General features: G+C 67.3%; 22 protein-coding genes. 12 read left to right on the top strand and 10 right to left on the bottom strand.

All coding sequences use genetic code 11. The features are described 5' to 3' along the window. Positions 1-104 precede the first annotated feature (104 nt). The gene (locus RKE40_RS04430; protein WP_316017118.1) at positions 105-1,307 is read left to right on the top strand and encodes a vWA domain-containing protein; all 1,203 of its coding nucleotides are present in this window, start codon (positions 105-107) and stop codon (positions 1,305-1,307) included. Here the strand turns inward: RKE40_RS04430 and RKE40_RS04425 are convergent. Further along, positions 1,304-2,194, bottom strand: coding sequence for an esterase/lipase family protein (locus tag RKE40_RS04425; RefSeq protein ID WP_316017026.1), 891 nt, complete (start codon positions 2,192-2,194; stop codon positions 1,304-1,306). The two genes, RKE40_RS04430 and RKE40_RS04425, sit on opposite strands and share 4 nt — an antisense overlap. Between RKE40_RS04425 and RKE40_RS04420 the strand changes: the two genes are divergently transcribed. From RKE40_RS04420 to RKE40_RS04405, 4 genes are read left to right on the top strand one after another with little or no spacing between them, the layout of a single operon-like run. Then, positions 2,178-2,516 (top strand): XdhC family protein, encoded by a 339-nt coding sequence (locus RKE40_RS04420; RefSeq protein WP_316017025.1) that lies wholly within the window; start codon positions 2,178-2,180, stop codon positions 2,514-2,516. The genes RKE40_RS04425 and RKE40_RS04420 overlap by 17 nt on opposite strands. Continuing rightward, a complete protein-coding gene (locus RKE40_RS04415; protein ID WP_316017024.1) occupies positions 2,516-3,148 on the top strand; it encodes a LysE family translocator in 633 nt (210 codons plus the stop codon). Before RKE40_RS04420 ends, RKE40_RS04415 begins: the two co-directional genes overlap by 1 nt. 3 nt (positions 3,149-3,151) lie before the next feature. Then, positions 3,152-3,844: an XdhC family protein gene (locus RKE40_RS04410; RefSeq protein WP_316017023.1), complete on the top strand. Its 693-nt coding sequence runs from the start codon at positions 3,152-3,154 to the stop codon at positions 3,842-3,844. 22 nt (positions 3,845-3,866) lie between these two features. Next, positions 3,867-5,483, top strand: coding sequence for an NTP transferase domain-containing protein (locus RKE40_RS04405; protein ID WP_316017022.1), 1,617 nt, complete (start codon positions 3,867-3,869; stop codon positions 5,481-5,483). A gap of 65 nt (positions 5,484-5,548) precedes the next feature. Here RKE40_RS04405 and bcsS read toward each other — a convergent pair whose 3' ends face one another. Next, positions 5,549-6,241, bottom strand: coding sequence for a cellulose biosynthesis protein BcsS (bcsS, locus tag RKE40_RS04400; RefSeq protein ID WP_316017021.1), 693 nt, complete (start codon positions 6,239-6,241; stop codon positions 5,549-5,551). Between the two features lie 199 nt (positions 6,242-6,440). Between bcsS and RKE40_RS04395 the strand changes: the two genes are divergently transcribed. Then, positions 6,441-6,710 (top strand): usg protein, encoded by a 270-nt coding sequence (locus RKE40_RS04395; RefSeq protein ID WP_316017020.1) that lies wholly within the window; start codon positions 6,441-6,443, stop codon positions 6,708-6,710. 81 nt (positions 6,711-6,791) lie between these two features. After that, a complete protein-coding gene (locus RKE40_RS04390; RefSeq protein ID WP_316017019.1) occupies positions 6,792-7,388 on the top strand; it encodes an exopolysaccharide biosynthesis protein in 597 nt (198 codons plus the stop codon). Positions 7,389-7,406: 18 nt separating this feature from the next. On the opposite strand, the gene RKE40_RS04385 is transcribed toward RKE40_RS04390, so the two are convergent. The 6 genes from RKE40_RS04385 to radC all read right to left on the bottom strand — a co-directional run bounded on the left by RKE40_RS04385 (position 7,407) and on the right by radC (position 14,889). Beyond that, a complete protein-coding gene (locus RKE40_RS04385; RefSeq protein ID WP_316017018.1) occupies positions 7,407-9,575 on the bottom strand; it encodes a putative bifunctional diguanylate cyclase/phosphodiesterase in 2,169 nt (722 codons plus the stop codon). Positions 9,576-9,876: 301 nt separating this feature from the next. Next, on the bottom strand, positions 9,877-10,626 hold the full coding sequence (locus tag RKE40_RS04380; RefSeq protein WP_316017017.1) for a proteasome-type protease: 750 nt from the start codon (positions 10,624-10,626) through the stop codon (positions 9,877-9,879). Between the two features lie 116 nt (positions 10,627-10,742). Further along, positions 10,743-11,576 carry a transglutaminase family protein gene (locus RKE40_RS04375; RefSeq protein WP_316017016.1) on the bottom strand — a complete coding sequence of 278 codons (834 nt, stop codon included), beginning with the start codon at positions 11,574-11,576 and terminating at the stop codon, positions 10,743-10,745. 42 nt (positions 11,577-11,618) lie between these two features. Then, positions 11,619-12,560 (bottom strand): alpha-E domain-containing protein, encoded by a 942-nt coding sequence (locus RKE40_RS04370; RefSeq protein ID WP_316017015.1) that lies wholly within the window; start codon positions 12,558-12,560, stop codon positions 11,619-11,621. 52 nt (positions 12,561-12,612) lie between these two features. After that, positions 12,613-14,028 carry a circularly permuted type 2 ATP-grasp protein gene (locus tag RKE40_RS04365; RefSeq protein ID WP_316017014.1) on the bottom strand — a complete coding sequence of 472 codons (1,416 nt, stop codon included), beginning with the start codon at positions 14,026-14,028 and terminating at the stop codon, positions 12,613-12,615. A gap of 150 nt (positions 14,029-14,178) precedes the next feature. Next, positions 14,179-14,889 carry a RadC family protein gene (radC, locus tag RKE40_RS04360; RefSeq protein ID WP_390893223.1) on the bottom strand — a complete coding sequence of 237 codons (711 nt, stop codon included), beginning with the start codon at positions 14,887-14,889 and terminating at the stop codon, positions 14,179-14,181. Between the two features lie 51 nt (positions 14,890-14,940). Between radC and RKE40_RS04355 the strand changes: the two genes are divergently transcribed. Next, on the top strand, positions 14,941-15,930 hold the full coding sequence (locus tag RKE40_RS04355) for a hypothetical protein (RefSeq protein WP_316017012.1): 990 nt from the start codon (positions 14,941-14,943) through the stop codon (positions 15,928-15,930). Positions 15,931-15,972: 42 nt separating this feature from the next. On the opposite strand, the gene map is transcribed toward RKE40_RS04355, so the two are convergent. Further along, on the bottom strand, positions 15,973-16,794 hold the full coding sequence (gene map, locus RKE40_RS04350) for a type I methionyl aminopeptidase (protein WP_316017011.1): 822 nt from the start codon (positions 16,792-16,794) through the stop codon (positions 15,973-15,975). Positions 16,795-16,906: 112 nt separating this feature from the next. Here map and RKE40_RS04345 point away from each other — a divergent pair, with 112 nt between their 5' ends. The 4 genes from RKE40_RS04345 (at position 16,907) to gpt (ending at position 21,518) form a co-directional block, all read left to right on the top strand. Beyond that, on the top strand, positions 16,907-17,758 hold the full coding sequence (locus RKE40_RS04345; protein ID WP_316017010.1) for an FkbM family methyltransferase: 852 nt from the start codon (positions 16,907-16,909) through the stop codon (positions 17,756-17,758). Between the two features lie 121 nt (positions 17,759-17,879). Beyond that, complete coding sequence (locus RKE40_RS04340; protein ID WP_316017009.1) at positions 17,880-18,644, top strand: competence/damage-inducible protein A; 765 nt, start codon at positions 17,880-17,882, stop codon at positions 18,642-18,644. 387 nt (positions 18,645-19,031) lie between these two features. Then, positions 19,032-20,855, top strand: coding sequence for a methyl-accepting chemotaxis protein (locus tag RKE40_RS04335; RefSeq protein WP_316017008.1), 1,824 nt, complete (start codon positions 19,032-19,034; stop codon positions 20,853-20,855). A gap of 156 nt (positions 20,856-21,011) precedes the next feature. After that, positions 21,012-21,518 (top strand): xanthine phosphoribosyltransferase, encoded by a 507-nt coding sequence (gene gpt / locus RKE40_RS04330; RefSeq protein WP_316017007.1) that lies wholly within the window; start codon positions 21,012-21,014, stop codon positions 21,516-21,518. 2 nt (positions 21,519-21,520) lie between these two features. On the opposite strand, the gene RKE40_RS04325 is transcribed toward gpt, so the two are convergent. Next, positions 21,521-22,429: a DMT family transporter gene (locus RKE40_RS04325; RefSeq protein WP_316017006.1), complete on the bottom strand. Its 909-nt coding sequence runs from the start codon at positions 22,427-22,429 to the stop codon at positions 21,521-21,523. Positions 22,430-22,600 lie beyond the last annotated feature (171 nt).

Genomic DNA, 22,600 nt, shown 5'->3' with positions numbered 1-22,600 from the left:
TCCCGCCATGGTCGGGCTTGTCCCGACCATCCACGTCTTCCTTCCTGCAATGTGGTGTTCAAGACGTGGATGCTCGCCACAAGGGCGAGCATGACGGTGGAGAGATGACCGGCAAGCTGCCCGAGAACGTCGCCTATTTTGCCCGCGCCTTGCGGATCGCCGGCCTGCGCGTCGGGCCGGGCGCCGTGGTCGAGGCGGTGGAGGCGTTGGCGGACGGCGCGCTCGGTGGGCGCGAGGATGTCTACTGGGCGCTGCATGCGATCTTCGTGAAGAAGCACGAGGATAGCGCGGTCTATGACCAGGCCTTCAGGTTGTTCTGGCGCCGGCGCGGGCTGATCGAGAAACTGATGGCGCAGATGTCGCCGGTGACGCCGCGGGTCGATGCGCCGCCGGAGAAGCCAGAGGCGGGGGCGTTGCGCGTCGCCGAGGCCTTTGCGCCGCCGCCCGCGGAGGAGGAACCGCCGCCGGTCGAGCTGACGGAATTGTCGGCGCGGCTGACGGTCTCCGAGCGCGAGACGCTGAAATCGCGCGACTTCGCCCAGATGAGCGCCGCCGAGATCGCAAAAGCGCGCCAGCTCATCGCGGAACTGCGCCTGCCCGACGATGCCGTGCCGACGCGGCGCTTCCAGGCCGCCCATGCCGGGGCGCGGATCGATCCGCGCCGCACCTTCCGTCGCTCGCTGCGCGGCGGCGGCGCCTCGATCGACCTTGCCTTCCGCGAGCGGGCGCAGGTGCACCCGCCACTGGTGGCGCTGGTCGACATCTCCGGCTCGATGGCCGAGTACTCGCGGATCTTCCTGCATTTCCTGCACGCCATCACCGAGCAGCGTCGGCGCGTGCATTCCTTCGTCTTCGGTACGCGCCTGACCAATGTCACCCGCAGCCTGCGCGCCCGCGATCCGGACGAGGCGCTGGCGCTGGCGGGCAAAGCGGCGCCGGACTGGGAAGGCGGCACGCGCATCGCCTCGGCCCTGCACGCCTTCAACCGCACATGGTCGCGCCGGGTGCTCTCCGGCGGCGCCGTCGTCCTGCTCTTCACCGACGGGCTGGAGCGCCATCTCGATGACGAGCTCGGCTTCGAGATGGACCGCCTGCAGCGCTCCTGCCGGCAGTTGGTGTGGCTCAACCCGCTCCTGCGCTATGACGCCTTCGAGGCGCGGGCGAGCGGCATCAGGGCGATGCTGCCCCATGTCGACTCCTTCCGGCCGATCCACAATCTCGCGGCGATGGCCGATCTCTGCGCCGCGCTTTCGCCCGATGCGCGGCAGGCCGGCGATCCGCGCCAATGGCTGAAGAAGGCGGGTTAGGGAGCGGCCGCTTCGGTTGTCTCCGTGGCGGCGTTGGCTCTTTCGAACCGTCCATGCGCCAGGAAATACAGGACCTGCCTGACGGCTTCGCGGTTGCGCATGATCAGCGGATGAGTGGCGTGCACGGTGATGTGATCGCTCATTCCGGCGACCTGCGTGCGCTCCACCGAGACCCGGCCGTCATTCGGCCCCGGCAGGAGCAGCGACGACAATGGATAGAGCGAGCGGTCGCCGGCGATCACACCGAGCGGATAGTCGACTGCGCCCAGCAGGCCTTGCAGCGCCTCCGGCCGCGCCGTGACCAGCTCGGCGCCGGCCGGGCCGAAGAAGGCGCGGTAGAACGGGTTCCCGCCCAGCAGGTCGGCGATCTCGCTGCCTTCATTCGGGGGCGCCAGCATCACGACACGGCCGAGACGTTCCGGGCGGTGCTGCGCGATAAGGGCGCGTGCAACCAGTCCGCCCATGGAATGCGTGACGAAATGCAGCCGGCCGTCCATTCCGTCCTCGAACGCTCCGATCGGCTGCTGCAATCCTTCTGCGATCTGCCGCAGGCCGGTCTGGCGGGCCGGGTAGTCGAGGTTGAGGGTCGCATAGCCTGCCGAATGGAGATGGCGTTCGAGGCTGGCGAGCGAGCCCGAGCGTCGCGCAATGCCGTGCAGAAGAACGATACCGTCCATGGAATTCGCCATCTTCTGTGCAAGGAAGGCCAGGTGCGAGCCGGGGCCCGGGATGCGGAGCTGATTTCGCCCATCGCATGCTCGAAAGCCGCGGCGGGTATGCTTAAGTAGCTGAGTCTCGTTGCGCGCCGGCGCATATGATACGGGCAATGCTTCAAGCTGCGTACAAGCGCGCCGGGGAGGGGTCGACAGCATGATCAGCACCGACACGGACATCCTCGCCACCGCCGAGGCCTGGGCCAAGGCCGGGCGCGGCGTCGCGCTCGCCACCGTGATCGAGACCTGGGGCTCGGCCCCGCGACCGGTCGGCTCGCATCTCGTCATCGACGGTGAAGGCAATTTCCTCGGCTCGGTCTCGGGCGGCTGCGTCGAGGGCGCGGTCGTCGAGGAAGCCGGCGAGGTGATCGCACAGGGCACGCCGCGCACGCTTGAATTCGGTGTCGCCGACGAGGCCGCCTGGAAGGTCGGCCTCTCCTGCGGCGGGCGTATCAAGGTTTTCGTCGAGCCGGTCCGCGGCAAGGAAACGAACTGATGGCCTCCTGGGAAACCCTCGCCGCCTTCGCGACGCTGACCTTGCTGGTCGCCTACTTCCCCGGCCCGGCGCTGCTCTACACGGCGGCGCAGACCATCGCCCATGGCCGCAAGGCCGGGCTGATGGCGATGCTGGGCATCCATCTCGGCTGCTATGTCCACGTCTTCGCCGCCGCCTTCGGCCTGTCGGCGGTGTTCAAGCATGTGCCGGAGCTCTACCTTGCGGTGAAGATCGCCGGCGCGCTCTATCTGGTCTGGCTCGGCATCGGCATGATCCGTTCCAGGCTCGGCTCGGCCGCGGACCAGCCGGTGGCGCCGCCGAAGACGGTGAAGCGGGCGCTGGTCGATTCCTTCATCGTCGAGATCCTGAACCCCAAGGTCGCGCTGTTCTTCATCGCGCTGCTGCCGCAGTTCGTCGATCCCACGGCTTCGCTGCCGGTCTGGGCGCAGTTCCTGATCCTCGGCACGATCGTCAATTTCGCCTTCTCCTCGGCCGATCTCGTCACCGTGTTCGGCGCCTCGCTGGTGATGAAGACGATGAAGGCGAGCCGCGCCGGCTTCGGCATCGGGCGCTGGCTCGGCGGCGGCATGATGATCGGGCTCGGGGTCAAGCTCGCCGTGGACAAGGGCTGAGCCATGGAGCTGTCGCTGCTTTCGGCGCTCAATGCGGAGCGCGCGGCGCGGCGCGCCGCGGTGCTGGTCACCGAGACCGGCTCGGGCGCGCAAAGACTGGTCAAGGCAGCCGAGCTGCAGCAGGACCCGCTGGCCGAGCTGATCGACCGGCAGTTGCGCACCGGCAAGAGCGGCTCGGTCGAGGTCGACGGCGTCGCCTATTTCCTGACCGTGCAGGCGCCGCCGCCGCGCCTGATCGTCATCGGCGCGGTGCATATCTCGCAGGCGATGGCGCCGATGGCGAAGCTGCTCGATCTCGACGTCACCGTCATCGACCCGCGCACCGCCTTCGCGACGCAGGAGCGCTTTCCCGAAGTGACGCTGCTGGCGGAATGGCCGGACGAGGTGCTGAAGCGCCAGCCGCTCGACGCCTACACGGCGTTCGTCGCGCTGACGCACGATCCGAAGATCGACGATCCCGGGCTCGTCGCGGCGCTGAAGTCCGACTGCTTCTACATTGGTGCGCTCGGCAGCCGGAAGACGCATGGCCGGCGCCTGGAGCGTCTGGCCGCGGCTGGCTTCGGCGAGGCGCAGACCGCGCGTATCCACGCCCCGATCGGGCTCGACATCGGCGCCGTCTCGCCAGCCGAAATCGCGCTCGCGATCCTCGGCGAGATCGTCGCTACCCTGCGCGGCCCGCGCGGCAAGCCTGCATGATTGCCCCTATGAGTGCCTGCCCATGAAGTTCGGTTCCATCCCGATCGCCGAAGCGGCGGGCAGCGTCGCGGCCCATACGGTACGCGCCGGCGACGCCATCGTCCGCAAGGGCGCGACGATCAGCGTGCAGGACGCGGAAAAGCTGGCGGCGGGCGGGCTGACCGAGATCGTCGCCGTCCAGCTCGAGCCCGGCGATATCGACGAGAACACCGCCGCCGAGCACTTGGCGCGGGCGATCGCCGGACGGGCGGTGGTGACCGAGGCGCCGTTCACCGGGCGCGTCAACCTGTTCGCGGCCGCCGCCGGCGTGCTGACCATCGACACCGCGCTGATCGACATGCTCAACGGCATCGACGAGGCGATCACGGTCGCGACGCTGCCGGCGCTGAAGGCGGTCGTCGCCGGCGAGATGGTCGGCACGGTGAAGATCATTCCCTATGCCGTGCAGGAACGGCAGATCGCCGAGGCCCTGGAGCGGCTCGGCACCGGCAAGCCGATCGCGGTCACCGAGTACAAGCTGAAGTCCGTCGCCGTGGTCTCGACCCTGCTGCCCGGCCTCAAGCCCTCGGTGGTCGACAAGACCTTGCGGGTGATGGCCGAGCGGCTCGAGCCGGCCGGCGGCGAGATCGTGCTGGAGCAGCGCGTGCCGCATGAGAGCCCGCCGCTCGCCAGGGCGATCCGCGAGGCCGCTGCGGGACCTGCAGATCTCGTCGTGGTCTTCGGGGCGTCGGCGATCACCGACCGGCGCGATGTGGTGCCGCAGGCGCTGGTCGAGGCCGGCGGGCGCATCGAGCATCTCGGCATGCCGGTCGATCCCGGCAACCTGATGCTGATCGGCGAGCTCGACGGCAAGCCGGTGATCGGGGCGCCCGGCTGCGCCCGCTCGCCCAAGGAGAACGGCTTCGACTGGGTGCTGCAGCGCTGCCTCGCCGGCATGCCGGTAAGGCGCGCCGATATCCAGGGCATGGGGGTCGGCGGACTCCTGATGGAGATCATCTCGCGGCCGCAGCCGCGCGCACCCGGTCATGCCGCGGTCGCGCCGGTCGCCGGGCTGGTGCTCGCCGCCGGCCGCTCGACCCGCATGGGCGCCGACAACAAGCTGCTACAGCCTGTCCGCGGCGAGCCGCTGGTGCGCCACGCCGTCAAGGCGCAGATCGCCTCGCGGGCCACGCCGGTCCTCGTCGTGGTCGGCCATCAGGAAGCCGAGATCCGGGCGGCGCTGGAGGGACTCGACGTCCGTTTCGTCCGCAATCCCGATTTCGCCGACGGTCTCGCGAGCTCGCTGAAGGCCGGCATTGCGGCCCTGCCGGCGGAGGTAGAAGGCGTCGTCGTCTCGCTCGGCGACATGCCGAACGTCACGCCCGGCGTGATCGACCGGCTGGCCCAGGCCTTCGCCGATCGGCCGGACGCGGTCGCGGTGGTGCCGACGCTGCTCGGGCATCGCGGCAATCCGGTGCTGCTGTCGCGGGCGCTCTTTTCCAGGGTGGCCGGGCTGTGGGGTGACGAGGGCGCGCGGCGCCTGCTGGAGGCGGCGGGCGATGCCGTCGAGGAAGTCCCGCTCGATGATCCCGCGATCGCGATCGATGTCGACACGCCCGAGGCGCTGAAGGCACTGACTGGCGCGCCAGTTCGCTCCTAACTCTACGCACAGGAGGCTCGCACCAGCCAGACTATCGGATACGTTTCGTACGGTCTGGCTGAGTTTCAGCGCTTCCAGTGGACGCCGAGCGTGGCGTAGGCCGCATTCGGCTGGTCGCTGGTCTGCTGCGCCCCGGCGGCGATGCGCCAGTTCAGGCCGAACAGCCTGAATCCGGTCAGGTGCAGGCCAAATCGCAGTTTGTGATAGTCCTGCTGGCGGTAGAATTCGATCTCGGGACCGAGATAGAGGTCCGGGGCGAGCTTCCAGCCCGGCGAGAGCCTGAGCCAGAAGCGCTGATCCAGTGTCGCGGCATAGGCATTGGCCTGGAGCAGCAGGTTCTCCAGCGGTGTCGCCCAGAGATCGAATTGCAGCCGGCCGCCGATCCGCTCGCTGAAGCTCGTGCGGTTCCGCGTCTCGCTGAAGACCGCCTCCAGCTCCGGCCCGGCCGACAGGGCGACGAAGAGGTCGCCGATGCGCCATTCATAGCCGAGCCAGGCATGCGCCTCGGTCTTGACCATGCGCCCGCGTGCCGGGCTGTGCTCGGCCGGCTCGATGCTCTCGCCCCATTTCAGCCCGAGCCGGAAGCCGCTGGCGTCGAGCCCGCCCTGCCCGAAGGCGCGCTTGAAGCCAACGGCGCCATGGCTCTTGCTGCGGTCGGTCTCCAGCGAGGCGAAGATCACCATGGAGAGCGGGCTGCGCTCAAGCAGAGCGCTGTCGGCCGCGGCCGGTGCGGAGCCGAGGGCAGCCGTCACGGCCATGACGGACCCTGCAAGCCTCCTCGCCCCGTCGGCGACGCCCCACGCCACGCCTACGCCCCCTCGGCTCTTGAAAACGGCCGATCACGCTACGGGGAGGAAGTCTGGCAGCAGATGAAATTCTTGCAAGTTTTTGTTAACTATGGCGGCGCAGCCTGATGACATCGGCCAGCCTTCTTTTCGCAGAGGAGTGCATCGTGTCATGGCATCCAAAGAATTCATTTGCCAGCTCGCCGGCTACGGCCTGACCACCGCGAACATCCTCTACCGCCTGCCGGACCATCCGGCTTTCCTGCAAAGTTACATCTGGCAGGAATACGATCTGGCGCCGCGCTTTCCCGAGCTGCGGGCCTTCCTGGATTTCTGGCGGCGGGAGCTGGAGGGGCCGCTGCATTCGGTGACCGTGGCGCATTCGCGCCTGATCCGGCCGGCCGAGATCGTCAGCGTCAACGGCGTGCTGACCTTGCATTGAAGCCGTGCGCCGCCCCGGGGTTGTTGGGCCGGCGCCCGCCATGCTAGGCCGCAGGACCAGCCCTTCGCCCGGCGACAAAGCTTGTCCTCTCCACTGCGCACTTCCGGCCTGCTGCACGCGCTCGCCAGCCTTCCCGGCCCGCGCATCGCTGTCGGCGACATCGTCGCGGCACTGCGGGACCGGGCCTATGCGCTGCTCGTCGTCCTGCTCGGCCTGCCGAACTGCCTGCCGATGCCGCCGCCGATCCCGCTCGTCTGCGGCCTGGTCCTGGCCTTCATCGCGATGCAGATGCTGATGGGCCGCACCACGCCATGGCTGCCGCAGCGCCTGCTCCGGCGCAGCATCGCCCAGGCCGATCTTGCGCGGGCGGTCGGGCGCGCCCTGCCGCCGCTGATCCGGCTCGAGCGCTTCTCGCGGCCGCGCCTGATGATGCTGGGGGGGCCGGTGGCGCTGGCGTTGCTCGGCGTGCTGCTGCTGATCCTGGCGCTCGGGCTCGTGGTCGCGGCGCCCTTCATCGGCCAGATTCCGCTCGGCCTCGCGGTCTGCCTGGTCGGACTCGGACTGGTCGAGCGGGACGGGGTGCTGATCGTCGGCGGGGCGGTGGTGGGGGCGATCGGCCTCGCGCTCTCGGCCGGCTTCGCCTATGCGCTGGTGGCTTCGATCGCCAGCCTGTTCTGAAAGCGCTTCGGCTCCCGCTCAGGCGGCGAGCTGCTTCTCGAAGGGCAAATCCAGCGCCAGCAGCCTGTCGATCTCGCGGGGCGGGACACCCTTGGAGAACAGGAAGCCCTGCAGTTCGTGGCAGCCGACGGCCTGGAGGAAACGGTGCTGCTCGGTGGTCTCGACCCCCTCGGCGCAGACGCGCAGGCCCAGCGCACGGCCGAGATGCACGACCGAATGCACGAGGATCGCGGATTCGCCGGTCGTCTCCATGTATTCGAGGAAGGAGCGGTCGATCTTGATCTTGTCGAAGGCGAAGCGCCGCAGATAGATCAGGCTCGAATAGCCGGTGCCGAAATCGTCGAGCGCCAGGCCGATGCCATGGGCGCGCAGGTCCATCATCGCGTTCTCTGCGGCGTCGGCATCCTCGACGACGACGCCCTCGGTCAGTTCCAGCTCAAGCCGGGCAGGGTCGAATCCGGTCTCGTCGAGGATGCGGATCACGCTCGCCACGAAGTCCTTGTGGCGGAACTGGATCGGCGAGACGTTCACGGCGAGCTTGATGCCCGGCCATTTCAGCGCCTGCTCGCAGGCGCGGCGCAGCACCCATTCGCTCAGCGGCATGATCAGGCCGCGTTCCTCGGCGATGCCGATGAACTCCGAGGGCGGGATCATGCCGTGCTCGGGGTGGGGCCAGCGCACCAGCGCCTCGACGCCGACGATGGTGGCGCCGTCGATCGAGACCTGGGGCTGGTAGTGCAGCAGCAGTTCGTCGCGGTTGATCGCGTTGCGCAGGTCATCCTCGACCATGCGCTTGACCTGGAGCGCCCGGTTCATCTGCGGCTCGAAGAAGGAGTAGCGGTTCCGCCCTTCGTTCTTGGCCTGATACAGGGCGGTGTCGGCGAGGCGCATCAGCGTGCCGCGATCGGCGCCGTCCTGGGGCGCATGGGCGATGCCGATCGAGCAGCCGATGGTGACGGCGACGCCGGCGATCTCGAAGGGGGCAGTCAGGGCGTCGAGGATGCGCTGGCCGAGCACGGCGCTGGCTCCGGGCTCGTTCATATGGGTTTGGATGATGCCGAATTCGTCGCCGCCGAGGCGGGCGACGGTGTCGCCGAGGCGCAGGATCGTGGTCAGCCGCTTCGCCACCTGCCGGATCAGCTCGTCGCCGGCATTGTGGCCATAGGTGTCGTTGACGGCCTTGAAGCGGTCGAGGTCGAGCATCAGGACGGCGAGCGCGCTCTTGGTGCGGCCAAGCTGGGCGAGTTCCTGGTCGAGCCGGAGATCGAAGGTGCGGCGGTTGGGCAGGTTCGAGAGCTCGTCCTGCCCGGCCAGGCGCTGGATCTGCTGCTCGCGAAGGGTGATCTGGGTTCCTGCGTGGCGCAGACGGAAGAAGACGTAGGCGAAGATTCCGATGAAGAGCAGTCCGACTCCGGCCAGGGCCCAGAAGAACTGCCGCATCATCGTGTCCCCAGGCCGGTCCGGGGTCCAGGTCAGCCAGGCCCTGACGGCACCGTCGGGCGAGGCGATGTCGCGGCGCAGCAGCGCATCGGGCGGCTGCTGGGTGACCACCCGGACACCCGCGATCCGGTACTGGCGGGCTAGGTCGTCCATCAGCGGCTGGGTGGTGCGGCGATAGCCGACGATGTAGGCCGCGCCGTCAGGGGCCAGTGCCTTCTCGCCCGGGACGCTGCCGGCCCTGATGTCGGCGACGATCAGTCCGAGCGTTTCGTGGCCGTCGTGACTGAGAAAGGCCCGCAGCGGCCCGTTGGTCGCGGCCGGCTCGTGTGGCGTGGTGACGGCCGCCGCTCCAGGCAGTTCGCGGGAGAAATGGCGCAAGCCTTCATAACCGGCCTGACCCGCCGAAACGCCGCCTTCGACGCCTGCCAGGACCTCGCCGGAGGCGCTGACGAGATAGACGCCGTCGAGATCGAGGAAACGGTTGGCGAGCCGGGTGAAGGCCCATTGCAGCGCCGGGCGTGGCAGGCTTGCGTTGAAGATCGGCTGGAGCAGCCCGGCATCCCGCAGATTGTCGAGGCGCTGCCTGCGCAGGCGAACCTGGTTCTCGATCGCGGCCTCGATACGGTCACGCTGCCTTTCGGCCTCGAGGTGGTTGGCGTCGAGCGTGATGGCGAGGATGACGCTGATCGCGGCCGCAGCGGCAAGCGCGAAGGCGCAGGCCAGGGTCGCCACCGTGCCCGTCAGCATGCGTGCAGACGATTCCGAATTCGGCAATCGAGCAAAAAGCGGCAAAATGCTCCACCTGTCCGGGCGCACGCAGATGGTCCACTTTGTCAGGCGAATCTTGCCATCCGGTTTCCATTGGCGGCACGAATTCACAAGATTCCGTGCCGACGGCAGCTAAAACACGCTGCGGCGGCCTGAGCAGGGCAGGCCGCAGCGGGGATGGATCCTGGCTCCGCCACCTACAGGAAAGCCAGATATGTATCTGGTTTTGTGAATATTTTTGCCAGGTGGGCCAGCCGCCGCCTGCCAGCGTCGGACGCGTTCAGGTATCCGAAGGTTCGTAAGGTGGGCGCGGGATCGCCATATGCGCTGCGCGCAAGGCCGCCGACCAGCGTTCGCGCAGGTCGTGGAAATAGGGCTCGCCGGCCTCGATCCGGCGGTTTAGCTCCGGCCCCTGCGCGTCCCGGCGCAGCACGATCATGTCGATCGGCAGGCCGACGCCCAGATTGGAGCGCATGGTCGAGTCCATCGAGATCAGCCCGACCTTCAGCGCATCGTAGAGATGGGTCTTGAAGGTCACGGCGCGGTCGAGGATCGGCTTGCCGTATTTGTGCTCGCCGATCTGCAGGAAGGGCGCATCCATCCCGCATTCGATGAAGTTGCCGGCCGAGTAGATCATGAAGAGCCGCATCGGCTGGCCGACGATCTGGCCGCCGAAGAGCAGCGACATGTCGTATTTGACGCCGGCCTCGCGCAGCGCTTCGCCATCGGTCTCGCGCACGATGCGCACCGCGCGGCCGACGAGCTGGGCGGCGCGGAACATCGAGGGCGCATTCTGCAAGGTCTCGGGCTCGCCGGTTTCCGGATTGGGCACGCCCTCGTGCAGCAGGCTGACCACCGACTGGGTGAGGGAGAGATTGCCGGCGGTGGCGAGCGCCAGGGTGCGTTCGCCCGGCCAGGAGAAGATGTGCAGCTTGCGGAAGGTCGAGATGTCGTCGAGCCCGGCATTGGTGCGCGTGTCGGCGATCATCACGAGACCGTCCTGGACGAGTATGCCGGCGCAATAGGTCACGTGACGGGTCTCCTGAGCGGGCATACGCAGCAGTTGGTGCGGCGCAGCACAGCGGCTGGTATCAGGCCGCTGCGTCAGCGACAATGCGCGGGCTTGAGGCTGAGCCTTGCAGCCGGCTACTGCCCCTGCAGGCGCGGTTTCGCCGCCTGGGCGCGGACCTCGACCAGCAGGCTCTCGCCATTGCCGCCGGTGCGGGCGCCGCGCACGGGCGCTGCATCCGCATAGTCGAGGCCGGCGGCGACGCGGATATGGGTGTCGATCGGGCAGAGCCCGTTGGCGCAGTCGAAGCCGATCCAGCCGTAATCGGGCAGATAGGCCTCGGCCCAGGCATGGGCGCCGCCGGCATGGGGCAGCGTTTCCGATTCCGCGACATAGCCGGAGACATAGCGGGCGGGTGCGCCGAGCGAGCGGGCGCAGGTCATGAAGACGTGCGCGACGTCCTGCGGGATGCCTTCGCCCGCTTCGAGGCAGGCGCTGGCGCCGATGCCGACGCGCTCGCCGGTCGGCACACAGGCGATCGTCTCGTGCACCGTCTCCAACAGCGCGTGCAGGCGCGAGAGGTCGCTGCCGCCCCTGGCCCTGACCTCGGCTTCGGCGGTCAGATCGCGCAGCGCGGCGCTCGGTTCTGTCAATCTGGTGTCACGCATGAACACCGCCGGCGGCACCTTCTCGGTGACGCCGCGGATCACGCCCGCGAGATCAACGGTTTCGACCATGCCTTTGATTTCGATCGCATAATTCTCGATCGGCCCGTCGGCCGAGAAGTCGTGGACGAGATTGCCGAACGGGTCCTGGCTGGAACGCAGCCGGCCGTCGATATTCGGCTCGATCCGCCAGGACATGACATGCTGGCCGTCATGGTCGCGGGGCGTCAGCCGCAGCACCTGCCGGAGCTGGCGCACCGGCTCGGCATAGGCATAGGCGATGCTGTGCGAGATCCGGATACGCATGGCGGCTGCTGGAGGTCCTCGGTTCCGTCGGTGGCGGAAAGCCTATTGCAGATACTGGTCGACGATGATTGCACCAAGGCGGTTGTTCTCGGTGATGAAGTCCTCGATGAATTCGTGCAACCCGCGCTGGATCACCGCGTCTATCCGCATGTTCGACAGGCTGGCCAGGGTTTTGCGGGCCTGGCGCTGGGCCGGACCATGCCGGTCATAGGCATCGCCGAGCGAGTCGAGGAAGCGCGAGATGCTCTCGTAGCAGCTCGCCAGCGAGCGCGGCATGCGCTTGTTGAGGATCAGCAGGTCGGCGATCAGGACCGGCTTCACCGCCTCGCGGTAGACCCAGTGATAAGCGGTCAGCGCCGAGACTTCGCGCAGCATCGTCGTCCACTGGAAGTAGTCGAGCGAGCCGCCGACCTGCTCGGTCTCGGGCAGGAGCAGATGATACTTCACGTCGAGGATGCGGGCGGTGTTGTCGGCCCGCTCGACATGCACGCCGAGCCGCGAGAACCAGTAGCCGTCATCGCGCAGCATCGTCCGGTAGGCCGAGCCGTCGAAGACGAGCGAGACGTTCTTCACCCAGTCGAGGAAGCGGGCGAACTCCTCCCGGTCCATGCGCTTGCGCTCGAAGCGCTGCAGTTCCAGCCAGGCGCTGTTGAGCGCGTCCCACATCTCCGACGTCAGGGCGGTGCGGACCGCACGCGCATTCGAGCGGGCGAGGGCGAAGCAGTTGCGGATCGAGGACGGGTTGTCCGGGTTGAAGGTGAGGAACTCGCAGACATTGCGCTCGTTCGCCTCGTCATAGGCGAGGGCGAAAGCATCCTCGCAGCCGGCGGTGGCGACGGCGCTCTGCCATTCGGTGCCGGCGCCGCCATAGGCGGAAGGCAGGTTGGTCAGGCGGGTCGTGGCATCGAGGATGCGGGCGAGGTACTCGGCCCGTTCGACATAGCGCGAGACCCAGTAGAGGCTGTCGGCGGTGCGCGAAAGCATGGTCAGGTCCGGGTTTCCGGGGAGAGGCGGGGAGAGGTGAAATCAGGCTGCCTCATGCGTCGAGCACCCAGGTGTCCTTGGTGCCGCCGCCCTGGCTCGAATTGACCACCAGCGAGCCCTCCTGCAGCGCGACACGGGTGAGCCCGCCGGGGACGCAGGAGATGCCGTTGGCGCCCGAGAGCACGTAGGGCCTGAGGTCGACATGGCGAGGCGCGACGCCCGACGCGACGAAGGTCGGGCAGGTCGAGAGCGCCAGCGTCGGCTGGGCGATGAAGCCCTCGGGCTGGAGCTTCAGCTTCTGCCGGAAGGTCTCGATCTGGGCCTTGCTGGCATGGGGGCCGACGAGCATGCCGTAGCCACCGGAGCCGTTGACCTCCTTGACCACCAGCTTCTCGAGATTGTCGAGCACATAGGCGTTGGCCTCGGGCTCGCGGCAGCGATGGGTCGGGACGTTCTTCAGGATCGGCTCCTCGCCGGTGAAGAACTTCACGATCTCGGGCATGTAGCTGTAGACCGCCTTGTCGTCGGCGACGCCGGTGCCGACCGCATTGGCCAGCGTGACGTTGCCGGCCTTGTAGGCGCCGATGATGCCGGGCACGCCGAGCACGGAATCGCCGCGGAAGACCAGGGGGTCGATGAAATCATCGTCGATGCGCCGGTAGATCACGTCGACGCGCTTCGGTCCTTGCGTCGTGCGCATGTAGACGACGTCGTCCTTGACCAGCAGGTCCGAGCCCTCGACCAGCTCGACGCCGAGCTTGTCGGCCAAAAACGAGTGCTCGTAGAAGGCCGAATTGTACTGGCCCGGCGTCAGCAGGCAGATCGTCGGGTCGGAGGAGGCGGTGCGCGGCGCGACGGAGCGCAAGGTCGCGAGCAACTGGTCCGGATAGTTGTCGACCGGCGCGACGCGGTGGGTCGCGAACAGCTCCGGGAAGAGTCGCAGCATCACCTCGCGGTTCTCCATCATGTAGGAGACGCCGGACGGCGTGCGGGCATTGTCCTCCAGCACGTAGAAGGTGTCGGCGTCGACGCGGACGATGTCGATGCCGGCGATATGGCAGTAGATGCCGTGCGGCACCTGGAAATCGACCATCTGCAGCTGGTAGCAGGCATTGCGATAGACGAGGTCGGCCGGGATGATGCCGGCCTTCAGGCATTCCTTCGGGCCATAGACATCGGCGAGGAACATGTTGAGCGCGGTGACGCGCTGGCGCAGCCCCTTTTCCAGCTTGGTCCATTCCGGCTTGGTCAGAACGCGCGGGATGATGTCGAAGGGGATCAGCCGCTCGGTCGATTCCTCGTCGCCGTAGACGGCGAAGGTGATGCCGATGCGTCGGAAGAACAGCTCGGCCTGCGAGCGGCGCAGGGCCAGCACTTCCGGCGGCGCTTCCTTCAACCAGCGGTCGAGCTCGGCATAGGCCGAACGCAATCCGCCTTCTCCCCCCGTCATCTCATCGAACGCCGGCATGCAGGCTTCTTCCCCTGTTTCAGGTAGCCTATGCGCATTCGAAGCCGTTCGGAAAGGGGCCTGTTGCCAAGCACTTTGGCGAGGCTTGCCTGTTTCTTGGGCAGAATGCGCGCGCCGTCGTTCAACCCTGCCGGGAGCGGAACGTTCCACTCAGATCAGCCCGAGCCCCTTGAAGCTGGCATGGCCGTCGCGGCCGACGATGATGTGGTCGTGGATGGCGATGCCGAGCGGCTTGGCGATGTCGACGAGCTCGCGGGTCATGCGCATGTCGGCGCCGGACGGCGTCGGGTCGCCGGATGGATGATTGTGCACTAAAATCAAGGCCGTAGCCGAGAGTTCCAACGCCCGGCGCATTACCTCGCGGGGGTAGACCGGCGTATGATCGACGGTGCCGGTCTGCTGCACCTCGTCGGCGATCAGCGCGTTCTTCTTGTCGAGGAAGAGGATGCGGAACTGCTCGCGCTCGGCGAAGGCCATGGCGAGCCGGCAGTAGTCGATCACCGAAGACCAGGAGGACAGTACCGGCTTCTTGGCGACCTGGCCCTTCATCGCCCGCTTCAGCGCCGCCTCGACGATCTTGAGATCGAGCGCGACGCTCTCGCCGATGCCCTTGACCTCGGTCAGCCGCGAGACCGGCGCGCCGATCACCTCGGCGAAGGAGCCGAAATGCTGGATCAGCTGCTTCGCCAGAGGCTTGACGTCGCGCTGCGGGATTGAGCGGAAGAGCAGCAATTCGAGCAGCTCGTAATCGGGCAGGGCGCCGTCGCCGCCTTCGAGGAAGCGCTGGCGCAGCCGCTCGCGATGGCCGAGATGGTGCGGCTCCTGATTGTCGATTTTATTGTCCTGCAATTTTTTTGACACGTGACGCAACGTCTGGTTGGCTTTTCCCAAAGCAATACCAGAGGGCGGGCAATGGCAAGGAAGCTTCTGCTGTCGCGTCTCGTGGCGCAGGTCCAGAACGGCGAGCTCTCTCGAGAGGAGGCCAAGCGCTATTTCGTCATCGACCCTGCGGCAGGCTCGCCCTTCCTGCCGGGGCTCAAGCTGAACAGCCGGACCGTCGACACCGCCGGCCTCGCGCAATCCGCCAATGCCATGGCGACCGCGCTGGCGCGCGATATCGACATTCTTGACCCCTTGCGGGCCGCGACCGCCGGTGCCTTCGCGCACAAGGCGACCACGCCGAAGGGCGCGGTGGCAGCCGCCGCGGCCGGCGCGACCATCCTGGCCGAGGGCGATTCATGGTTTGACCTGCCGCTGGTCTATCCACGCACCCTGGTCGACTTCCTCGGCGAACGGCACAAGATCGTCACGCTCGCGCAATGGGGCGACACGCTCGAGGACATGGTTGCGTCAGCCCAGTTCGTCGAGCCGCTGAAGACGAAGGCTTTCAAGCATTTCCTGTTCTCGGGCGGCGGCAACGACATCGTCGGCGGCGGGCGCATCCAGGATTTCGTGCGGCAATACGATGTCGGCCATCCCGCGCCGGGCGATGCGGCCTGGTACGTCAAGGATGCCTTCGTCGACGCCCTCGACCGCGTCATGGCGCTCTATCGCAAGATCGCCGCGATCGTGAAACGGACCTCGCCCGCGACCAAACTCGTGGTCCATGGCTATGCCTGCGTCCTGCCGCAGAAGAACGGCGCCTGGCTCGGCCGGACGATGGAGGAGTTCCTGGGGCTCGATCCCGTCCACAAGGCCGATCTTTGCCGGGCGATCGTCAAGGTCATGCTCGACGCCTTCAATATCAGGCTGAAGCAGTTCGCCGACAGCTCGAACGGCGCCATCGTCTATGTCGACCTGCGCAAGGCGGTGAAACCCGACGAATGGTATGACGAGCTGCATGCGCGCGAGGTCGCGACGAAACGGTTCGCGCGCACCTTCGAGACAACGCTGGGGCTGTAGCCGGAGCGTCCGGCCAATGCGGCAGGGCCGCGCCCCTGGGCGCTATCGCGGCGCGAGCGGGTTGTCGCGGCCGGCCGGCGAGAGCGTGAAGATTTCGCAGCCATCGTCGGTGACGCCGACCGTGTGCTCGAACTGGGCCGAGAGCGAGCGGTCGCGCGTCACGGCGGTCCAGCCATCGGAGAGCACCTTCACGCTCGCCTTGCCGAGATTGATCATCGGCTCGATGGTGAAGAGCATGCCGGGCTTCAGCTCGGCGCCTTCGCCGGGGCTGCCATAGTGCAGGATGTTAGGCGCGTCGTGGAAGACCTCGCCGAGGCCGTGGCCGCAGAAGTCGCGGACCACCGAGCAGCGCTCGCCCTCGGCATAGCGCTGGATCGCGAAGCCGATATCGCCGGTGGTCGCACCCGGGCGCACGGCGGCGATGCCGCGCAGCAGGCTCTCATAGGTGATCTCGATCAGCCTCTCGGCCTTGCGCGGAATGTCGCCGACGCCGAACATCCGGCTGGAATCGCCGTGCCAGCCATCGAGGATCAGCGTGTAGTCGATGTTGACGATGTCGCCTTCGCGCAACGGCTTGTCGTCGGGAATGCCGTGACAGACGACGTGATTGATCGAGGTGCAGATCGACTTGGTGTAGCCGCGATAGAACAAGGTCGCCGGATAGGCGCCGTTGTCCATGGCGAACTGGAAGGCGAGGTCGTCGAGGCGCTGCGTCGTCACGCCGGGCCGGACCTCGTCGGCGAGCATGTCGAGGCCCTGCGCGACCAGGCGCCCGGCCTTGCGCATGCCGTGAAAGGCCTCGGCGCCGTGCAGCTTGATGGCGGCTTCGCGTCTCACGCGCGCGATCGATTCATCGAGGGTCATGTCGAAAGGGGCTCCTTGACACCCTTATCTATTGGGTTTGGCCAAGGGTGCAAGCTGGCGGGTCGCCGCGGTAATGCTGGCGCCAGGCGGGTTTGCCGTGTACAGCGCGCCAATGGCAATTAATGACATTCAGTCGGGCGAGGAACAGCCCTACGGAACCTTTGCGCCGCAGGGGCTGGTTGCGCGGATCATCGCGCGCACCCGCCGCGCCTCCGGCTCCTTTCTCGGACGCAAGTTCGCCTTCGCGCTGCGTCGGCTCGGCCTCAGGACCCTGAAGGGGCGGCCGGTCGACATCGAGGCGCTGGGCGCCCAGATGCGCCTCTATCCGGACGGCAATGTCTGCGAGAAGCGCGTGCTGTTCACGCCGCAATATTTCGATGCGCAGGAGCGCGAGCTGCTCGCGGCGCGGATCGGCGAGGGCTTCTGCTTCATCGATATCGGCGCCAATATCGGGGCCTATTCGCTGTTCGTCGCCGCCAGGGCAGGGCGCCGGGCCCGCATCCTCGCCGTCGAACCGCAGCCGGAGATCTTCGCACGGCTGACCTACAACATCGCCCGCAATCCGTTCGGCACGGTCAAGGCGGTCGCCTGCGCGCTTGCCGACAAGCCGGGCGAGCTGACGCTCTTCCTCGATCCCGCCAACAAGGGGGAATCGAGCGTTCGTCTCCTGCGCTCCAGCACCTCGACCTCGGTGCGCGTGCCGGCGACGACGCTGCTCGCGCTGATGCAGAGTGAGGGCTACGAGAAGCTCGATGCGATCAAGCTCGATGTCGAGGGCGCCGAGGACCTGATCCTCGAGCCCTTCCTGCGGGATGCGCCCGAGGCGCTTTGGCCCGGCTTCATCATCATCGAGGATTCGCGCGCCCGCTGGCAGGTCGATCTTCCCGCCCTGCTGGAGGCCAAGGGGTACCGCCTGCTGGCCCAGACCCGGCTCAACCTCGTCTACGAGCGCAAGGCGTCCTGATCCACCTTTCCGCGCATGGCGGTTCCGTCCCGAACGGCGCTTGAGTGGCCGGGCGCAAGGCGCTTAGCTCATGGCCGCGCAGGCGGCGCCATTCTCCGCTTCGATACTGAAGGAGTCTGCCATGAGCGCGCCATCGAACAAGGCTTTCGAGCCACCGGTCACCGCCGCGATCCTGGTCATCGGCGACGAGATCCTGTCGGGGCGCACCAAGGACAAGAATATCGGCTACATCGCCGAGTTCCTGACCAATATCGGCATCGAGCTGCGCGAGGTCCGGGTCGTGCCGGACCTGATGGACGAGATCGTCTCGGCGCTGAACGCGATCCGCTCGCGCTATACCTATGTCTTCACCACGGGAGGCATCGGCCCGACGCATGACGACATCACGGCCGATGCCGTCGCCTGCGCCTTCGGGGTTTCGATCGACTACGACCCGCGCGCCGTCGCCATGCTGTCCGAGCGGTTCCCCCCCGACCAGCTCAACGAGGCCCGGATGCGGATGACGCGCATCCCTGCAGGTGCCGACCTGATCGCCAATTCGGTGTCTAAGGCGCCGGGCTTCCGCATCGGCAATGTCCACGTCATGGCCGGGGTGCCGGCGATCATGCAGGCCATGCTCGACGTCGTCGCGCCGACCCTGAAGACCGGCGTCAAGATCCTCTCCGAGACGGTGCGCGCCGGGCTGCGCGAGGGAGATATCGGAACGCCGCTTGCGGCGATCGCCGCCGCCCATCCCGATACCGCGATCGGCTCCTATCCGTTCTGGTCGGAGACCGGGCCGGACACCAATCTCGTCGTGCGCTCGCGCGATCCGGAAAAGCTGATGCAGGCTGTCGCGGCGGTACAGGCGATGGTCGTGACGGAGCGCGCCCGGCTGAAGGGCTGAACTCCCGCGAACGACGCAGGCCGGAACAGTTGCCGGTTGCGCAGGGGAATGGTCTCCCCCGTTAACGTATAAGGCGATCTTGTGTCGGCTGGCGCGCATGTTTGCGTGTTGTTTAAAGTCTTTAAAACCTGCAATTCTCTCGCTTGATGCGCGATTGTCTTTATAGCGACCATGTCAGCGGTGCGGTGAAGTCTCGTTGTATTTTATAGTTGGTTTCGTCTCGGTTTGCGTTTGGTGTTATATTTACTTTGCATTCTGAAGTATTTGTTCGATCACGATTTGGTTATTGCGTTGATTTTCGAGCCCCTTAGCTGCCCGTAAACGGTCGTCGTCTATCCTCTATTTTCGCGGATCGGGGTCCGCGGTGCTGAATGCAAGGGGACGGGCATGCGGCTAAATCCATTCATGGGCGGCGCTTCGCGCCGCGAGCTCGAAGGTGAGATGGCGGCGCTCAGCCGCTCGATGGCGGTGATTTCATTCAAGCTGGACGGAACCATTCTCGACGCCAACGAGAACTTCCTTGCCGCGGTCGGATACACGCTGGAGCAGGTGCGCGGGCGCCACCACAGCATGTTCGTGACGAAGGAGGAGGCGGCCAGTTCCGATTACAAGGAGTTCTGGGCGAAGCTGGCGCGCGGCGAATACCAGGCCAGCCAATTCCTGCGGATGGCGGCCGATGGCAGCGAACTCTGGATCGAGGCAAGCTACAACCCGGTCCTCGATGCCGGCGGCAAGCCGGTGAAGGTAATCAAGTTCGCGACTGTGATCACCGCGCAGAAGAACCGCGAGGCCGACATGGCCGGGCAGCTCGGGGCGATCCGCAAGGCGATGGCGGTGATCGAGTTCTCGCTCGACGGTACGATCCTCGACGCCAACGAGAACTTCCTTGCCGTCACCGGCTATTCGCTCGCCGAGATCAAGGGCCAGCATCACGGCATGTTCTGCGAGCCGGCCTATCGCAATTCGCCGGAGTATCGCGCCTTCTGGCAGAAGCTCGGCCGCGGCGAATACGATGCCGGCCAGTATCTGCGCCTTGGCAAGGGCGGCAGGGAGGTCTGGATCCAGGCGAGCTACAATCCGATCTTCGACGCCAAGGGGCAGCCGACCAAGGTGGTGAAATACGCCACCGACATCAGCGAGCAGAAGGCGGCGCGCCAGCTCGCCCAGGCGGTGGCGGAGGCGCAGGCCGTGATCGGCCGGGCGAAGGACCGCGACCTGACCCAGCGCGTTCCGATGGCGGGCAAGGAGGGCGAGGTCGCCGATCTCTGCAACGGCATCAACGAACTCCTCGACAATATGGCGCAGGTGATCGGCGCCGTCGGCGGGATTTCCGGAAAGGTCGCGGCCGCCGCCGACCGGATCGCCTCGGAGAGCGTCAACCTCGCCGAGCGGACCGAGGCGCAGGCATCGAGCCTGCAGCAGACCGCGGCGACCACCGAGGAGCTCGCGGCCTCGATCAAGACCAGCGCCGGCAATTCGCGGCAGGCGGCGGCGCTCGGCGACGAGGCTAAGACCGTCGCCTCGCGCGGCGGCGCGATCGTCGCTGATGCGGTCACGGCGATGGGCCGGATCGAGCAGGCCTCGACCGCGATCGCCGACATCATCTCGATGATCGACGAGATCTCGTTCCAGACCAATCTGCTCGCGCTCAATGCTGCCGTCGAGGCGGCCCGCGCCGGCGATGCCGGCCGGGGCTTTGCGGTGGTCGCTTCCGAGGTCCGGGCGCTGGCCAAGCGTTCGAGCGAATCCGCCAACGGGATCAAGGAGCTGATCGGCAATTCGAGCGAGCAGGTCCGCTCCGGCGTGAAGCTGGTACAGCAGGCCGGCAAGACGCTGGAGGAGATCGTCAGCGCCGCGACACGGGTCGCCGGTACCATCGCCGACATCTCCAGCGCCGCGGTCGAGCAGGCCAATGGCGTCGACGAGATGGCGCGGACCGTCGCGCATATGGACGAGATGACCCAGCAGAATTCGATGATGGCCGATGCGAGCTCCCGGCTCTCGCGCGAATTGCAGGGCGAGACGCAGGCGCTGGCGGGGCTGGTCGGCGCGTTTCGGCTCGGCGCCCGCAGCCCGGCCGACGAGATGGCGGCGAATCTGCGCGCCATGCTGCCGGCTGCGAAACCCGCGGCGGCCCCGGCGGCGAGGCCGCTGGCCCGCACCGCGGTGCGGGTCGGCAGCGGCGGCGCCGACGGCTGGGCGGAGTTCTAAAGGCCCCGAGCGGCCGGGTCAGCAATCCCGGCCGGCAGGGATCGCACCCCGCTGTGGCCATCGCAGCGGGGACAAGCGACCGGTTTGCTCTTGCGCGCGCCGGCCGGATGCGCTTTGCGGAAAAACCAGCCACGTTTTCCGCAGGACCGCCCCGCCATGGCCGAACCGACCAACAAGGCTTTCCCCGTTTCCTGGGACCAGTTCCATCGCGACGCCCGGGCGCTCGCCTGGCGCCTGGCCGATGCCGGCCCGTTCGAGGCGATGGTCTGCATTACCCGCGGCGGGCTGGTGCCGGCGGCGATCATCTGCCGGGAGCTCGGCCTGCGGATGATCGAGACGGTCTGCGTCGCGAGCTATCACGACTACAAGAACCAGACCGAGCTCAAGGTGATGAAGGAGATCGCGCCCTCGATCCGCGCCATCGGCGACGGCAAGGGCAAGGGCGTCCTCGTCGTCGACGACCTCACCGACACCGGCAAGACCGCCCGCGTCGTGCGCGAGATGCTGCCGAACGCGCATTTCGCCACGGTCTATGCCAAGCCGGCGGGCGTGCCGGTGGTCGACACCTTCGTCACCGAGGTCAGCCAGGACACCTGGATCTATTTCCCCTGGGATATGGCCCTGTCCTATGTCGAGCCGATCGCCAAGGGGCATAAGGGCTGAGATCAGCCCGCGCTCGGAGCCCTGAGCGCCACGACCATGCCGGTGATGGCGATGGCCATGCCGGCGATCTCCTGCGCCGAGGCCTTCTCGCCGAGCAGGAAGAAGCTGGCGATGGCGGTGACCGCCGGGACCAGCGGCAGGAACAGCGCCGCGCCGCCGGCACCGAGCGTCGCGACCGACTGGGTGTAGAGGAACAGCGCCAGCGCGCCGACCAGCACGCCCTGGTAGAAGGCCTGCAGCGCGACGGCCGAGAGCGGCACCTGCATCAGGTTGACGGGCTGCACGAGCGCGAGCAGGGGCAGCAGCAGGAGCGATAAGAGGCAGGTCGCCATGGTGACCTCGACCGCATCCGCGCCCCAGCGCCGGCAGAGCACGCCGAACACCGACCAGAGCAGCGCGATCAGCACGAAGAGCAGGTCGCCGATCCAGGCGCCCGCGCGCGTCGGCGTGTTGGACAGGGCCTCGAAGGCGAAGACGGCGATGCCGAGCACGAGCAGGCTAAGGCCGATGAGCCGGGCCTTGCCGGCGCGCTCGCCGAGCACGAACCAGGCGAGAATCGCGGTGCAGACCGGGATCAGGCCCGGCGAGATCACAGAGGAATGCAGCGCCGGCGCGAAATGGGCGCCGCCGACCAGAATCAGGCTGTAGGCCGGCCCGACCAGGCCGGTCAGCACCAGCGCCCGCTTCCAGCCGAGCCTGCCGACCGGGAAGGGCTTCAGCCGCTTCAGCGCGAAGGGCAGCATCACCAGCGAGGCCGCGAGGAAGCGCAGGATGGTGACGTCCCCGGCCGAGAGCCCGTCGGCGACCGACTGGCGCGAGACCACCGATTGCACGCCCCAGATCACGGCGCAGAGCAGGCCGCAGGCGAGGCCGAAGGCGGGCCGCGAGGCGAGGGGGATGGTCTTGGTCACGCGGCGGCTTTCGGGCGAAGAATGCCGGCTCTATGCGCGGGGGCGGGGCGAGCGGCAAGGGCGGGCAGGCGAGGGCGCTGCTCGCTGAATGCATGGACGCAACGTCATGCTCCGCCGGCGGATCACGGGCGCGGGGAACCCTCTCCTGGAAGGAGAGGGCAGGGTGAGGTG

This window comes from Allobosea rubneri (assembly GCF_032464875.1).
GTDB classification, from domain to species: domain Bacteria; phylum Pseudomonadota; class Alphaproteobacteria; order Rhizobiales; family Beijerinckiaceae; genus Allobosea; species Allobosea rubneri.
This window is presented reverse-complemented; position numbering and strand designations above follow the sequence as displayed.